The organism is Arthrobacter sp. NPDC097144, from assembly GCF_044762205.1.
Taxonomy (GTDB): domain Bacteria; phylum Actinomycetota; class Actinomycetes; order Actinomycetales; family Micrococcaceae; genus Arthrobacter_B.
In genome coordinates this window covers 1-13536 of record NZ_JBIWDW010000003.1, presented here as the reverse complement: position 1 = coordinate 13536, position 13536 = coordinate 1, and the positions used below count along the sequence as shown (strand labels likewise).

Here is a 13536-nt window from a genome sequence, read left to right as displayed (position 1 = left end):
GCCGTCTCACGCTGATTCAGCGCTCCGCGAGCTTGCACTGTTCAGTCTAGCGGCGTTTTCCGCGCGCGTATGAACATGTCATCCGGCTGCAAAGACGCGGTCCCCGGCTCCGCTCAGTGGTCCAGCAGCCGCTGTACAAACTGCCGCGTGCGTTCCTGGCGCGGCGCAGCGAGAACCTCGGCGGGCGTGCCCTCCTCGACGACGACGCCCCCGTCCATGAAGATGACGCGGTCCGCTACGTCCCGGGCGAAGCGAAGCTCGTGCGTGACCAGCAGCATCGTCCAGCCCTCTGCCGCCAGTTCGCGGATGGCCTCCAGCACTTCCCCCACGAGTTCCGGATCCAGGGCCGACGTGGGCTCATCGAAGAGCAGCAGCCGCGGCTTGAGGGCGAGGGCGCGGACAATGCCCACCCGCTGCTGCTGGCCGCCGGAGAGCTCATACGGATAGGCATCGCTCTTATCGGCAAGCCCAACACGTGCGAGCAGGGCAAGAGCGTCCGCGGCGGCGTCCTTTTTGGACCTCCGCTGAACCCGGACCGGCCCCTCGACCACGTTCTCCAGCACCGTGCGGTGCGGAAACAGGTTGTAGTGCTGGAACACCATGGCGCTGTGCTCGCGCAGCCCCGAGACTGCCCAGCGCGGCGGTTTGGCGCCAAAGTCCACCGGGGTGCTGTCGGCAAAGTGCACGATGCCGGAGTCCGGCACCTCAAGGCCGTTGAGGCAGCGCAGGACAGTGGTCTTGCCGGATCCGCTGGGCCCGATAAGCGCAACGACCTGGCCGCGGCGGATGTCCAAGTCGATTCCCTTGAGCACCTCCACGGCGCCGAAGCGCTTATGCAGGCCGCGGACGGACAGGACATCGGAGCCGGAGTTCGCCGGAGCCTCATTTAGCGACATGGCGGTCCAGCCTCCTTTCAAGGGCAGATTGTCCCGTGGACAGGACCAGGCAGATGATCCAGTAAATGAACGCGGCCTCAATGTAGACGGCCATGAACTCCTGGCTGAATGCTGCAATCTCCTGCGCCTGCCGGAACAACTCGGTAACGAGGATGAGGGAGGCGAGAGAGGTGTCCTTCACCAGGCTGATGAACGTGTTGGACAGCGGCGGCACCGAAACTCGGGCAGCCTGCGGCAGGATGACGCGGATGAGGGTCTGCGCGGGAGACATGCGGATGGTGTACGCGGCTTCCCACTGGCCGCGCGGAACGGAAAGGATCGCAGCCCTGATGACCTCGGCCGCGTAGCCGCCCACATTGAGGGAAAACGCGATGACGGCGCTGGGCCACGGGGGAACCAGCACGCCGATGGAGGGCAGGCCGTAGAAGATGACAAAGAGCTGCACCAGCAGCGGGGTTCCGCGGACAACCGACACATAGGCGCGGGCAATGCCGGAGAGGATCCGCACCTTCGACAGGCGGAGGAGGGCTATGCCCAGGGCAATGGCCAGCCCCAGGGCGAAGGACACCAGGGCGAGTGGAATCGTGCCTCTGACCGCGCCTTCAACAAGGGGCAGGAAGGAACGAAGGACGAGGTCCCACGTCGACTCATCCATGGATGCGCTTACTCCGTAACGTTCTCGCCGAAGTACTTCTCGGAAATCTCGGCGAGCGTTCCGTCAGCACGCAGTTCGGCCAGTGCCTCGTTGACGGCGTCGCGCAGCTCGGTGTTGCCCTTGGCAAAAGCGAAGGCTGAGAGCGCGGGGTCGTCGGTTTCGGCCGCAATCTGAAGCGGGGCATCCGGCGTCTGCTGCATGTAGTCGAGGTAGGTCAGCTTGTCATTGACGGTTGCGTCCACGCGTCCCTGCTCGAGCAGGGATACGGCCTGGGCCCATCCCTCCACGGCCTCAACCTTGGCACCGTTCTCCTGGGCAAGCGTGTACCAGTTGCTCGTCAGTGACTGGGCCGTCGTCTTGCCGGCAAGATCTGCAAAGGAACTGATGGATGTTTCGCCTTCGGGCACCACAATGACGCCGGGGCTCACGGTGTACGGCTCGGAGAAGTCGTAGGCCTTCTCGCGGTCCGGGTTGATGGATACCTGGTTGGCAATCATGGCAAAGCGGTTGGCATCCAGTCCGGCGAAGATGGCGTCCCACTGCGTCTCTTCGAACTTCACGTCCACGCCGAGTTTGTCGGCAACAGCTTCTGTGATTTCGACGTCGTAGCCGGTCAGGTCGCCGGCGCCGTCAGCGTGGAAGCTGAACGGGCGGTACGTGCCTTCCGTGCCGACCACGATGGTGCCCTCGTCCTGGATGGCCGCGAGTCCCGTCTGGGCGGTGTCGTCGGCTCCGCCTGATCCGCAGGCAGCCAGGGTCAGGGTGCCGGTGGCCAGTGCGAGCGCCGCGAGGGTCTTATGGATGCGCATGTTTCTCCTAGAGTTTGCCTGTCACGATACGCACCTTCGCCGGTCTGCACACGGTGTTTGTTACGCCGTGTGTAGACCGGCGGGTGACAGGCTTACGCAGGAACGCTGATCTGGAAGCCGCAGCGGCACCGCAGCAGCGTGGTGTCCAGCTGGACTTTGGGAACAGCAGCGCCATCCGGGTCCGTAAAGAGGGGTTCGAAGATGGACACCGTTTCCGTGTCCCGGGGCTGCATGGGCTCGCCGCAGTGCAGGTACTCGGCGTCCTCCGAGCTGTCTGCGTTCACGCTGCGCGCCCGGACAGCAGAATGCCGGACCGGATGGCCGTAGAAACGGTTGCATTCAGAGCAGCTGTAGCTGATTTCGAGGAATTCCGCGGCATCTTTGCCAACGGCCGGTTCCACGGATTCGATGATCAGGTATTCATCCGTCCCGCAGTGGGTGCACCACGGGACGTAGGGTTCCGGTGCAGGATCTGCTGCGCCTTCGGGTTTCGCTTGCGTTGACATTTCGTGCCTCCACTGTAGATGCAGCCGGAAAAGGCTTCATTGCCGAGCAAATACTAAGCTTGCTTAGCTAGTTTACGTACAGCGGGGCCGTGCAACAAGTCGTCCCGCACTGCAGGAGTGCTGATCCTGTGACCGCCTTCACTGCCGCTACAGTGGACGCGTGAAAGCCCTTACCGCCAAGCCGGCCATCGTGCGCCGCTACATGAACTGTTGGCCCCCGTTTGCCTTTTCCGGCATCCACATCACTGATCTGGGCGAGGATTTCATGTCCGCTGAGGTGAGGCTGCGGCTGCACTGGTGGAACCGCAATGTGGCCGGCGTGCATTTTGGCGGCTCGCTCTTCGCCATGACGGATCCGTTTTGGATGGTGCTCCTGCTGCGACAGCTGGGCGGGGACCATGTGGTGTGGGACCGGGCAGCTGAAATCGACTTCATCAAGCCCGGGCGCGGCGATGTCACGGCCCGTTTTGTCCTGGCGCCGGCCGATGTGGAGCGCCTCAGGAAACTGGCTGCGGACGGCGGGAAAGTGCTGGAGTGGTTCTCGGTGGACGCGGTGGACGCCGACGGCGAGGTGGTGGCGCGGGTGAAAAAGCAGGTCTATGTCCGGCGCAAGCGGGAGAAGCCTGCGCTGCCGATGACCTGATTCCGGGTTGCGGATTCCTTAGAGCGTTGCCTCTGCCGGGCCCAGGAGTGCGGTGAGGCTTTCCCACCGGCCGATCTCGCAGCCGTCCCGCAGTGAGAAGGTCCGGTCCACCGATTCGCCGTTCACAGTGCCGGTGACCTTGGCCCGCTGCATCCCCAAGACGTTTTGGGTGCACATCAGGTCCGGATCCGGTGCTGCAAAAAGTGAGGCGCCGGAGACGGCCAGCACCGCGCAGGCGGCAGCAGGATCGGGAGCGTCGGAGGTTTCCGCGGGCTCTGCGCCGTTGCACTGCAGCATCCAGGTTTCGCTCGGTGTGTCTCCGTCAGCAAGGAATTCAACGGTCAGCGAAGTTCCGCCCGCAGCGGGGGATCCGGTGGGGGCCACCGGCGGTGTGGACGCTGACGGCGACGGGGACGGTGATGCCGAACCTCCCGCGGGTCCGCCGGCAGAGTCTGCGCACGCAGAAAGGGCAAGGGTGGCAAGTGTCAGGACCAGCAGTCCTCGAAGCGGGCGGAACATGGCGGGACCTCCGGGTAGGGTGGCCCCAGCTTAGCGAGCTTCAGCGCCCGGTTTCGTCAGCATCGGCTGCTGCCCGTGCCTGGGCCAGGAAGTAGGGGCCCTGGCCGGGGTAATATTCCTCGAATTCCGGAACGGTTCCGCCGGTTCGGACCGCCGTGAGCCGGTCCAGATAGTATTCCCAGCCGGGTCCCACGCTTTCCGCTGCCAGCGGGTCATCCAGATGATGGATAAACTCCAGTCCGGCACCGCCCGGGGCGTCCCGAAGCCGGATCTCCAGGTCCCAGCTGCCGTACTCATCCTCAACCAGCACCCGGAGCAGCTCCGGGGCCGAACACTCGGAAATCCGAAACCGGCTCCACGGCAGCCCTTCTTCGTACAGCATCTGCACAGACACGCTGTCGCCCTGGTGCGGGGAGCCTTCCCAGCGGCCAAACCACGGGGCGGCGAGGGAGGAGTCAGTAAAGCTGGACCACACGGATGAGGGAGGATCGGGAAACGTGCGGTCAAGGGTCAGGTGATAAGAGTCCGGTCCGGTGCGGTGGACCCTGCCGGTGGGTTCTGGCTGCATAGCCGCTCCTGTTGGGGTTCCAGCAGGCCGAGGATGCGGGCCCGCAGCTGCTGCGACTCTTCGCTGAACTGCCGCTGGGCAGAAGCATACTCACTGCGGCCCGCCGGGGTCTCTACCGGAATCGGAGAATAGCCCCAATCCTGCAGATCATAGGGGGAGGCCCGCATGTCCATGGTCCGGATCCGCCAGGAGAGTTCAAAGCAATCCATCACCAGTTCGCTGGGCAGCAGGGGGACGAGCTTGTAAGCCCACTTGTACAGATCCATGTTGGCGTGCAGGCACCCGGGCTGCTCCAGCTCGGGCTGGTTCTCCCGGGTGGGAACCAGCTCGTTCAGGGGCGCGGCCTGCGGTGCGTAGAAGCGGAACGCGTCAAAGTGGGTGCAGCGGATCTTGCTGCGCTCCACCAGGTCATCGGTTCCTTCCGCTCCCAGGCGCAGCTGGAGGTATTCATGCCGGATGCCGTTCGTCGCCGATTTATAGGCCATGGCCCATTCATGCATGCCGAAGCAGCCCAGGGTTGGCTTCCGGGCTGCGGTGCGGGAAAGCAGCATGCGGGTGAACGCTGCTGCGTCCCCGCGCGCTGCCGCAAAGGCCGGCAGATCAACGGTGACGGCCGTCGTCGTACTGCTGAGGCCTGCCGCTTTCAGTTCTGCCTCGCTGAGGCTGCGGTAGAACTTCCAGTCCGCGCGCTCGCCGGCTGCGGGGCCGGTTAGGACGACGCCGGCCCCCGGGTGCCAGCGCAGCAGCTGCCCGGGCTTCTGGGAATAGTAGGTAAAGAGGAAATCCTCCACCGGATGCTTCCGCCCCGCCGACCTGCGGGTGAGGAAACCCTGAACGAACGGCTGGACGCGTTCAACGTGCTGCCGGCTCAGCGGCAGCCACTGTTCCTCGGTCAGGACGGAGGCAAAGGCGGAAGAAGTCACTGCACCATTATCCTGCCTGTTGCTCCGGCACGGCCTGGGCTGCGCTGATCAGGCGGCGCATGGCCTCATTGAGCTCCCGGACCTGTTCCCGGCTCAGATCCAGCTTGCCCATCATGATGCCCGGAACTTCAGTGGCGTCCCGGCGCAGCGCCCGTCCGGCATCAGTCAGATCCACCGCCAGGGAGCGGTCATCCTGCGGAGAGCGGTTGCGGGAAACGAATCCTGCAGATTCGAGGCGCTTGAGCATGGGGGAGAGGGTGGCCGGTTCCATGGCCAGCGCCTCGCCCAGGCTGCGAACAGTGCGCGGGCTCTGTTCCCACAGGGCAAGCATGACGAGGTACTGCGGGTGGGTGAGGCCCAGCTTTTCCAGCACCGGCTTGTAGGCACCGACCACGCTGCGGGATGCCACCGACAGGGCAAAGCAGAGCTGATGCTCCAGCAGGAGGTCGTCGTCTGCCTGTTTCATGATCCAGCCCTCTTCCCAAACCGTTAGTGCACTAATGATTAGCGTACTATGGGCAACAGGCTACAACGTTGCGGAAAGGTTCTGGAGATGGCTGACAAGGAAAGCTTCACCTCGAAATTCATGCGGGCCACCGGCAAGGTGCGGCTGATTTTCGGTCCTGCCCAGACCAGTGCCCTGGACCATCCCATGACTGATGAAAACCAGCAGCTGCTCAAGGAGCAGCAGGCGCAGGAGAAAGCGCAGTGGGAAACCGTCACGCGTGCGGACGGCAGCAGTTACATCGTTACCCGCAAGCCGGAGTAGCAGCCCCTGCGGGTACCCGGCACGAAAGTTTGAGTATTCCGCCCGCAGCTCGGCGTATTCCGCGTACGGTTGATAAACCCGGAGTTCAGGCCCCAAGCCTGAATGGACGTCCGGCCTCAACCGCACAAGGAATCTTCCATGAGCGATGAAATCCCTGCCCGGCCCGCGCCTGTATCCCACGGCCCCGGACCCCTGGGCAAGCTCGGCCGCCTGGTATCCACCTTCTACGGGGACGCTGAACGTGACCGCGTGACTGAACCGGTTCGGCATTTGCATGACGAGTTTGAAGACGAGATCGACGACCAGATCGGATCAATCCGGGTGGAGACCGACGGCTGGGGCCGGCATTACGGCGTCCGGATTGTTCCTCCGCCCGAGCCTCAGCCGGAAGGGTATCTGCTCTCGTACCCTTCGTACGCCAAACGGTCCCCGGTGCCGCCGGGGACCTTACAAGTGAACCGGCCTGAACCGGATCTCTTCGGGCCTGCGGGCTGAGGCGAAAATCCGAACCTAGCGCCCGGTTCCGCCGTAAACCGTTGCAGCGTCCTCGCCGTCGAGCCCGAACGCCCCGTGAACCGCACGCACGGCCGTGTCCAGCAGCTTGGCGCTGGTGACCACGGAGATGCGGATCTCCGAGGTGGAAATCATGTCGATGTTCACTCCGGCGTGGTGCAGTGCCTCGAAGAACCGGTGTGAAACTCCCGGGTTGGAGCGCATGCCGGCGCCGATCAGTGAAAGCTTGCCGATCTGCTCGTTGTACTGGATCGCGTCGAAACCGACCTCGTCCTTGGCCGCGTTTAGCGCGTCAATGGCCTCCTTGCCGTCGATGATCGGCAGCGTGAAGGAGATGTCCGTGCGTCCCGAACCCTTGGTGGAGATGTTCTGGACAATCATGTCGATGTTGGTGTTCGCGCCGGCCACAATCCCGAAGATCTCCGCGGCCTTGCCGGGGATGTCGGGAACGCCCACCACGGTGACCTTGGCTTCGGAGCGGTCATGGGCGACGCCGGAGATGATGGGCTGTTCCAAGGGTTCTCCCTCTTGAATCTTGATCTTGTCATCGGGGCTGGGCAGGACCCAGGTTCCCTCGTGCGAGCTGAAGGATGAGCGGACGTGCAGGGGCACACCGAAGCGGCGGGCATATTCCACGCAGCGCAGGTGCAGGATCTTGGCGCCGGAGGCGGCCATTTCCAGCATTTCCTCGCTGGAGATCCTGTCGATCTTCTGCGCGGAGGACACCACGCGGGGATCGGCGGTGTAGATGCCGTCAACGTCGGTGTAGATCTCGCAGACGTCTGCACCGAGCGCTGCGGCCAGCGCGACGGCGGTGGTGTCCGAACCGCCGCGGCCCAGCGTGGTGATGTCATGGCTGTCCCGGCTCATGCCCTGGAACCCGGCGACGATCGCGACGTCGCCCTTTTCGATGGCTGTCTTGATCCGGTGCGGCGAGACGTCGATGATGCGAGCCTTGCCGTGAATGGCATCGGTGATCATTCCGGCCTGGCTGCCCGTGAAGGACTGGGCAGAGCCGCCGCGTTCATTGATCGCCATGGCCAGCAGGGCCATGGAAATGCGTTCGCCGGCACTGAGGAGCATGTCCATCTCGCGGGCGTTTCCGCCGGTGGTGATCTGGCCCGCCAAATCCAGCAGCTCATCGGTGCTGTCACCCATGGCGGAGACCACCACCACCACCTCGTTGCCGGCGGTGTGTGTGTCCATCACGCGTTTGGCGACGCGCTTGATGCCTTCGGCGTCGGACACGGAGGAACCGCCGAATTTCTGAACAACCAGGCTCATGCGTACACGCTCTCTGAATCACTTCCGGTTTGGTGCCCGGCGACGTCCTTGGCGCGGTGCAGTCGATGTCATCCCGGGCAGTCCCGGGAAGCCGGGGCCGCAGAAGCTGCGGCCAACCAGCAAAAGTCTATCGTTGCGCCCCGAACGCGCCGAAATAGAAGGGACACATGCACTTAATGTCACGTTCGCCAGGAGCTAGGACATGCTCCGCCGGCCTTCAAATGCCCGGCCCAGCGTGATCTCGTCGGCGTATTCCAGATCGCCGCCCACCGGCAGCCCCGACGCCAGCCGGGTCACGTTGATGCCCAGGGTCTTGAGCATCCGGGAGAGGTAGGTGGCCGTGGCTTCGCCCTCAAGGTTGGGATCCGTGGCGATGATGATTTCCGAGATTTGTTCGTCCGAGAGCCGGCTGAGCAGTTCGCGGATGCGCAGCTGGTCCGGCCCGATCCCCGCAATGGGATTAATGGCGCCGCCAAGGACGTGGTACCGGCCGCGGAAGGACCGCGTGCGTTCCACCGCAATGACGTCCTTGGACTCTTCCACCACGCAGATCATGGTGGGATCCCGGCGCGTGTCACGGCAGATGGCGCACGTTTCCTGCTCGGTGACGTTGCCGCAGATCGTGCAGAACTTCACCTTGTCCTTCACCGTGATGATGGAGGATGCCAGCTTCCGCATGTCCTCCGGATCAGCTTCCAGAATGTGGAAGGCAATGCGCTGGGCAGACTTGGGGCCAATCCCCGGAAGCCGGCCCAGCTCATCGATCAGTTCCTGAACTGCGCCTTCGTACACGTGACCTTCTCTGCTGGATGGATGTGCGCCGCCGCTCAGGCGGCACCGCTGCTGCGGGTTGTCTCTGCGGGCCAGCCGCGGAATTGGGGCGGCGGGCCCGCAAAAACGGGAGGGCTAGCGGCCGTCCACGCTGCGTTCTTCGATCAGCCGGCCACCCAGAATCCGCTCGATGGCTTTCCTGCCCACCAGCCCGGAGTCTTCCAGCCGGATGTCATCCGCACTGGGGATGTCCTCCACCAAGTTTACGTTGCTGCGACCGGCGGAGGGGTTGGGTGAACCGCCGCGTGCTGCGGCTTCATTGAGCAGTTTTTGATAGCGGCTCAACGGCCGGCCGTCATTGTTGCCGGCTCCCGGGGCGGATGCGTGCGGTGCTGCCGGCTGCGCCTGCGGGCGGGCCGGTGCTGCAACGGACGACGACGCCGCGGCCCCCGGAGCAGCCGACGCCGGAGCAGCCGACGCCGGAGCAGCCGACGCCGGTGCGGACGGGGACGGCTTGGACGGCCCGCTCCCGGACGCAGGACCAGTCTGCCGCCCTGAGTTGTCGGTGTTGCCGGGGGCGGTGCTGCTGCTGCGTCCGCTGCCGGCAGCCCTGGCCGGCGAAGATCCGGTACCTGCCCAGTTGGTGGCGGCCCATTCGCTGTCCGACAGGTTGCCCGCCGAATACACGTCCACCGGCGGCTCGGCCTGTTCCCAGGCGTTGCTTTCGGGTCCTCCGGCGTAGGGGTCTTCGGGCGGTTCCTGCTGCCAGTCTTCGGGCAGTGGGCCGGGCGCGGCAACAGGCGTGTTCTTGGCACTGCTTCCAGCGGAGCGGGCCGGGGACGGCGAGGACGGCGCCTGGCGCGGCGACGTCGACGGCTGATCCGCCGCGGAAGGACCGCCCTGCTGGGATTGGCGGGATTGCTGCGGCTGCCGGGCATCGGCACCCTGCTGGGGGTTCTGGGTGCGCCGCCGATTCAGCGCGGCAGCGGCCGCGGGTCCGGATGCAACGGCCGAGGAACCGTGGGCCGGCCCTGCCTGTGACACTGCAGGGCCAACGGCTGCCTTTGGCCGCACCGGAGCTTCAGTGGCTGTTCCGGCGGCTGCTTCAGGGGCCGCAGAAGCGGGCGAAGAAGAAACCGGTGATGCCGGAGCCGTTTCCTGCCGAACGGCGTGTTGTTGCTGGGACGGAGCCTGGACCTTCGCGGAAGCCGGCGCCGGGGTTAACCGGCTACCTGCTTTTGGGCCCGACTCACCCGCCGAACTGTCATGCACCACGTTGACCTGGCAATCCACGCCAAGGACCTGGTTGACGGCCTTGCGGAGGTTCTCCAGGTGGTCGGGGCGGTTGAAGTTGGTGGCGGCGCCCTGGTTGCTGAAGGCCAGTTCCAGGATTCGTCCGTTGAAGGACTTGGGGCTGGCGTTCTTGCTGACGTTGAGCCAGGTGGCACGGCGGATTCCCGTCAGGGCATCCATGATTTCCGGCCAGGCACGGCGGATCATCTCAATCTGCCCGCCGGCATCGCCTGACTCAGCAGCAGGCTGGCCGGAAGGTGCAGGCTGGCCGGAAGTAGCAGGCGCGGAGGTGGAGGCCGGTGCCGCGGAATTCCCTGATGCGGACTGCCCCGGTGCGGACTGCCAGGCCGGCGAGGCCGCAGGCGAGGAAGCCGCCGCCTGGCGGTCGCGGCCGGGAGCAGCTGCAGAGGAACCGACAGGTGCTGCAACCCGGTCCGCGGCAGGTGCGGACTGCCCTGTTCCAGCGGTTCCGTTGGCAGCTGCCTGTGGTTCGGGGGCGGTTGCCCAGGTGCCGCCCCAATCCAGGGGCGAACTCTCCGACGATGCAGCGGCCGCTGCCTCCGGCCGGGATACCCGCGGCTGCGTACCGTCTGCCGAACCGTTCGAGGGCACATCAGCCGGCGCCGCGGGTGCGTCCGCTACAACCGCTGGCTCATCCGCCGTCGTCGGTGCTGCCGGAATGGATTCCACCGGCGATGCTGCTGCGGCGGCACGGCCAACGGCCTCGGTGCTGTCACCGGCGTAGCTGAGCCGGCGTTCAATCCGGTCCACCCGGGCAGCTGTGCCGCGCTCGGTCTGGTCTGAGGCGGGCAGCAGGATCCGGGCGCAGAGCAGTTCCAGATGCAGGCGCGGGGAGGTGGCACCCGTCATCTCGGTCAGGGCGGTGTTGGTGATATCCGCCGCGCGGGACAGTTCGGCACCGCCAAGCTGGGTGGCCTGCGTGCTCATCCGGCTGATCTGGTCTTCCGGCATGCCGCGCAGCACTGCGGCGGCGCTCTCCGGCATGGCGTGGACAATGATCAGGTCCCGGAAGCGTTCCAGCAGGTCCTCGACAAACCGTCGCGGGTCCTGCCCGGTCTGGATGACGCGGTCCACGGCACGGAAGACGGTGGCGGCATCGCCGGCGGCAAAGGCGTCGACGACGTCGTCGAGCAGTGAGATGGGCGTGTAGCCCAGGAGGTTGACGGCCAGTTCATAGTCCAGGCCGGACTCCCCGGCGCCGGCCATCAGCTGGTCCAGCACGGACAGCGAGTCACGGACGGACCCACCTCCGGCGCGGATCACCAGGGAAAGGACGCCGGGGGCCACCGGCACGTTCTCCTGCGCACAGAGCTTGTCCAGGTACGCCAGCAGCGGTTCGGGCGGAACCAGGCGGAACGGATAGTGGTGGGTGCGGGAGCGGATGGTGCCAATCACCTTGTCCGGCTCCGTGGTGGCGAAGATGAACTTGATGTGCTCCGGCGGCTCTTCCACGATCTTCAGCAGCGCATTGAAGCCGGCGGACGTGACCATGTGGGCCTCGTCAATGATGAAGATCTTGTAGCGGTCCCGGACCGGGGCAAAGGTGGCGCGTTCGCGCAGGTCGCGGGCGTCGTCGACACCGCCGTGGCTGGCCGCGTCAATCTCGATGACGTCCAGGCTGCCGGAGCCGTTGCGGGCCAGTTCAATGCAGCTGTCGCACTTGCCGCAGGGGACCGGCGTGGGGCCTTCGGCGCAGTTCAGGCAGCGCGCGAGGATGCGGGCGGAAGTTGTCTTGCCGCAGCCGCGGGGGCCGGAGAAGAGATAGGCGTGATTGACGCGGTTCTTGGAGAGCGCCGCCATCAGCGGCTCCGTGACGTGCTCCTGCCCGATCACATCCGCAAAGCTCTCGGGACGGTAGCGGCGGTAAAGAGCTGTACTCACAGATAGAACCCTATCGGTTGGCACTGACGGTTTGCATCCCGGCATTGAGGGCGGGGAAAACCTGTTGGTCCTGAAAAAATTAAAGACCCCTCATGCACCTGCCAGAGCCCGCTTACCCTTGCTACCTTCCGGTCCTGGGGGAGTTCACAGGATGACACCACATGAGGGGCCGCGAACCAGTCTACCCGATTTTTGGAGTGCTTTTGCGGCACCCGGTTTCAGGGTGCTTCCGCCGCGGTTCGGGCGCCCGACCCGGTGCTTCTCTGCGTCTCTCTATACGTCCTCTATCTGCAGCCCTTATAGGGGATGGACTTCAGCAGTCCTCGCGTAGCGGTACATGTCACGCCAATGCCCTCCCACCCTTTGCCAGGACGGCAGCAAAACCTCCCTTGTATAGCCGGCCGCTTCGGCGGTGCGCCAGGAGCCTTCATTCCACGGCTCTATATACAGTTCAATCCGCGGCAGCTGTACCCCTGTCAGCGCCCACTCGGTCAGCAGCTCCAGTGCCGCACGGGCGTACCCCTGTTTGCGGTGGGCAGGACCAATCCAATACCCGATGGTGTTCGGGTTGCTGGTACGGCGGGACGACTGGCCCGGCCACAGCCCGATCTGTCCCACGGCTTCACCGGTGGAGGCATCCGCAATGGCAAAGGACCAGCCCGCTCCGCTGCGCAGACGGTGGTGCTGGCGCTCGATGAAGGCCAGAGCCTCGGTCTCCCCTGCCGGAGCCTGCGTACTGCCGTCAGATTCCGAAGCGGCGGGAACCGAGGTGATCAGGGGAATCAGCGGATCCATGGAGGCGGACTGGATGAGGGCGACGTCGTCAGCTGTGAAGGCGCGGAGCGTCACCCGGGGAATCGGCGCCCCGCTGGTTACAGGGGAAGGTCCCGTGAGCGCGGAATCTGGTCGTGCGGGACTTGTTTTTACCCGACCTCTTTGTAGGGGCCCTGTAAGGACAGGGAGCTCCAGGGGGAGCGGGCGAACCTGCCTGCCGGCCGGGGCCATGGCGCTCCTCTTCTCTGCAGTACGTCGTCCTGATCGGGGATCCTGCTTTGTGCTGCACCTTCCCTACCTTCTTATCCCCTCGGATACTGAATTGGCCACCGGGGCCGATGCTGTGGATTTACCCTGGTGGCCGGACAGAATGCCGGTGCTTTTCCCGGCGCCGTGAGGCGGGTATATCGGCTGCCTGACGGCGGACTTACGGCCCGCCGGGAGCCGATTTGCGCGGGTGCCGAACCCCGTGTAGAGTCTTCTAAGTCGCCGCGGCCGGGAGTTGCAAAACATCCTGAGCATGGCGGCCAAACCCCACCAAAAACATCCTGGTGATCCTGCCTGTGCCGAGTGCACCGACACGGAAAGCCGGGGCTTTTGCGCGGGTTCGTCCGGACAAAATGAAGCAGTCTTCGGGAATTATCCCGAATTGCCAAACACGGTCCGGATGAAATAGAATAAAGAAACACTGCAGCGAAGAGAAAAGAAAAA

At 64.9% G+C, this 13536-nt stretch carries 16 protein-coding genes and 1 other RNA gene; 3 read left to right on the top strand and 14 right to left on the bottom strand.

All coding sequences use genetic code 11. The features are described from left to right. Positions 1-113 precede the first annotated feature (113 nt). The 4 genes from ACIQXM_RS07000 to ACIQXM_RS06985 form a co-directional block, all read right to left on the bottom strand. Positions 114-896 (bottom strand): amino acid ABC transporter ATP-binding protein, encoded by a 783-nt coding sequence (locus tag ACIQXM_RS07000; protein ID WP_400929615.1) that lies wholly within the window; start codon positions 894-896, stop codon positions 114-116. Continuing rightward, positions 883-1551 carry an amino acid ABC transporter permease gene (locus tag ACIQXM_RS06995; RefSeq protein WP_400929612.1) on the bottom strand — a complete coding sequence of 223 codons (669 nt, stop codon included), beginning with the start codon at positions 1549-1551 and terminating at the stop codon, positions 883-885. The genes ACIQXM_RS07000 and ACIQXM_RS06995 overlap by 14 nt, the downstream gene beginning before the upstream one ends. 8 nt (positions 1552-1559) lie before the next feature. Then, the gene (locus ACIQXM_RS06990; RefSeq protein ID WP_400929609.1) at positions 1560-2360 is read right to left on the bottom strand and encodes an amino acid ABC transporter substrate-binding protein; all 801 of its coding nucleotides are present in this window, start codon (positions 2358-2360) and stop codon (positions 1560-1562) included. 92 nt (positions 2361-2452) lie between these two features. Further along, positions 2453-2866: a hypothetical protein gene (locus ACIQXM_RS06985; protein ID WP_400929606.1), complete on the bottom strand. Its 414-nt coding sequence runs from the start codon at positions 2864-2866 to the stop codon at positions 2453-2455. A 160-nt stretch (positions 2867-3026) separates the two neighbouring features. Between ACIQXM_RS06985 and ACIQXM_RS06980 the strand changes: the two genes are divergently transcribed. Further along, positions 3027-3509: a DUF4442 domain-containing protein gene (locus ACIQXM_RS06980; RefSeq protein WP_400929603.1), complete on the top strand. Its 483-nt coding sequence runs from the start codon at positions 3027-3029 to the stop codon at positions 3507-3509. 18 nt (positions 3510-3527) lie between these two features. Here ACIQXM_RS06980 and ACIQXM_RS06975 read toward each other — a convergent pair whose 3' ends face one another. From ACIQXM_RS06975 to ACIQXM_RS06960, 4 genes are read right to left on the bottom strand one after another with little or no spacing between them, the layout of a single operon-like run. Beyond that, entirely contained in the window at positions 3528-4028 is a 501-nt protein-coding gene (locus ACIQXM_RS06975) for a serine protease inhibitor (RefSeq protein ID WP_400929601.1), read from the bottom strand. Positions 4029-4068: 40 nt separating this feature from the next. After that, positions 4069-4596, bottom strand: coding sequence for an SRPBCC domain-containing protein (locus ACIQXM_RS06970; RefSeq protein WP_400929598.1), 528 nt, complete (start codon positions 4594-4596; stop codon positions 4069-4071). Next, positions 4539-5519: a 3-methyladenine DNA glycosylase gene (locus ACIQXM_RS06965; RefSeq protein ID WP_400929595.1), complete on the bottom strand. Its 981-nt coding sequence runs from the start codon at positions 5517-5519 to the stop codon at positions 4539-4541. Before ACIQXM_RS06965 ends, ACIQXM_RS06970 begins: the two co-directional genes overlap by 58 nt. Before the next feature lie 7 nt (positions 5520-5526). Next, the gene (locus ACIQXM_RS06960) at positions 5527-5985 is read right to left on the bottom strand and encodes a MarR family winged helix-turn-helix transcriptional regulator (RefSeq protein ID WP_400929592.1); all 459 of its coding nucleotides are present in this window, start codon (positions 5983-5985) and stop codon (positions 5527-5529) included. A gap of 87 nt (positions 5986-6072) precedes the next feature. Here ACIQXM_RS06960 and ACIQXM_RS06955 point away from each other — a divergent pair, with 87 nt between their 5' ends. Both ACIQXM_RS06955 and ACIQXM_RS06950 read left to right on the top strand, forming a co-directional pair. Continuing rightward, positions 6073-6288: a hypothetical protein gene (locus ACIQXM_RS06955; protein WP_400929589.1), complete on the top strand. Its 216-nt coding sequence runs from the start codon at positions 6073-6075 to the stop codon at positions 6286-6288. A 138-nt stretch (positions 6289-6426) separates the two neighbouring features. Beyond that, complete coding sequence (locus ACIQXM_RS06950) at positions 6427-6783, top strand: hypothetical protein (protein ID WP_400929586.1); 357 nt, start codon at positions 6427-6429, stop codon at positions 6781-6783. A gap of 15 nt (positions 6784-6798) precedes the next feature. Here ACIQXM_RS06950 and ACIQXM_RS06945 read toward each other — a convergent pair whose 3' ends face one another. The 6 genes from ACIQXM_RS06945 to ACIQXM_RS06920 all read right to left on the bottom strand — a co-directional run. Then, positions 6799-8085, bottom strand: a complete 1287-nt coding sequence (locus ACIQXM_RS06945) for an aspartate kinase (protein ID WP_400929584.1) — start codon at positions 8083-8085, stop codon at positions 6799-6801. 195 nt (positions 8086-8280) lie between these two features. Beyond that, positions 8281-8877, bottom strand: a complete 597-nt coding sequence (recR, locus tag ACIQXM_RS06940; RefSeq protein ID WP_400929581.1) for a recombination mediator RecR — start codon at positions 8875-8877, stop codon at positions 8281-8283. A 114-nt stretch (positions 8878-8991) separates the two neighbouring features. Beyond that, entirely contained in the window at positions 8992-12051 is a 3060-nt protein-coding gene (locus ACIQXM_RS06935; protein ID WP_400929578.1) for a DNA polymerase III subunit gamma and tau, read from the bottom strand. Positions 12052-12129: 78 nt separating this feature from the next. Next, positions 12130-12225: signal recognition particle sRNA small type (gene ffs / locus ACIQXM_RS06930), an RNA gene on the bottom strand. Positions 12226-12348: 123 nt separating this feature from the next. Continuing rightward, entirely contained in the window at positions 12349-12900 is a 552-nt protein-coding gene (locus ACIQXM_RS06925; RefSeq protein WP_400929575.1) for a GNAT family N-acetyltransferase, read from the bottom strand. Between the two features lie 406 nt (positions 12901-13306). Then, on the bottom strand, positions 13307-13536 hold a 230-nt coding region (locus ACIQXM_RS06920; RefSeq protein WP_400929572.1), incomplete at its 5' end, for a hypothetical protein.

Bases quoted from the DNA above. Each gene is read 5' to 3' on its own strand.
- ACIQXM_RS06950 (WP_400929586.1), top strand. From the start codon at position 6,427: ATGAGCGATGAAATCCCTGCCCGGCCCGCGCCTGTATCCCACGGCCCC.
- ACIQXM_RS07000 (WP_400929615.1), bottom strand. From the start codon at position 896: ATGTCGCTAAATGAGGCTCCGGCGAACTCCGGCTCCGATGTCCTGTCC.
- ACIQXM_RS06990 (WP_400929609.1), bottom strand. From the start codon at position 2,360: ATGCGCATCCATAAGACCCTCGCGGCGCTCGCACTGGCCACCGGCACC.
- ACIQXM_RS06955 (WP_400929589.1), top strand. From the start codon at position 6,073: ATGGCTGACAAGGAAAGCTTCACCTCGAAATTCATGCGGGCCACCGGC.
- ACIQXM_RS06985 (WP_400929606.1), bottom strand. From the start codon at position 2,866: ATGTCAACGCAAGCGAAACCCGAAGGCGCAGCAGATCCTGCACCGGAA.
- ACIQXM_RS06975 (WP_400929601.1), bottom strand. From the start codon at position 4,028: ATGTTCCGCCCGCTTCGAGGACTGCTGGTCCTGACACTTGCCACCCTT.
- ACIQXM_RS06945 (WP_400929584.1), bottom strand. From the start codon at position 8,085: ATGAGCCTGGTTGTTCAGAAATTCGGCGGTTCCTCCGTGTCCGACGCC.
- ACIQXM_RS06995 (WP_400929612.1), bottom strand. From the start codon at position 1,551: ATGGATGAGTCGACGTGGGACCTCGTCCTTCGTTCCTTCCTGCCCCTT.
- ACIQXM_RS06960 (WP_400929592.1), bottom strand. From the start codon at position 5,985: ATGAAACAGGCAGACGACGACCTCCTGCTGGAGCATCAGCTCTGCTTT.
- ACIQXM_RS06970 (WP_400929598.1), bottom strand. From the start codon at position 4,596: ATGCAGCCAGAACCCACCGGCAGGGTCCACCGCACCGGACCGGACTCT.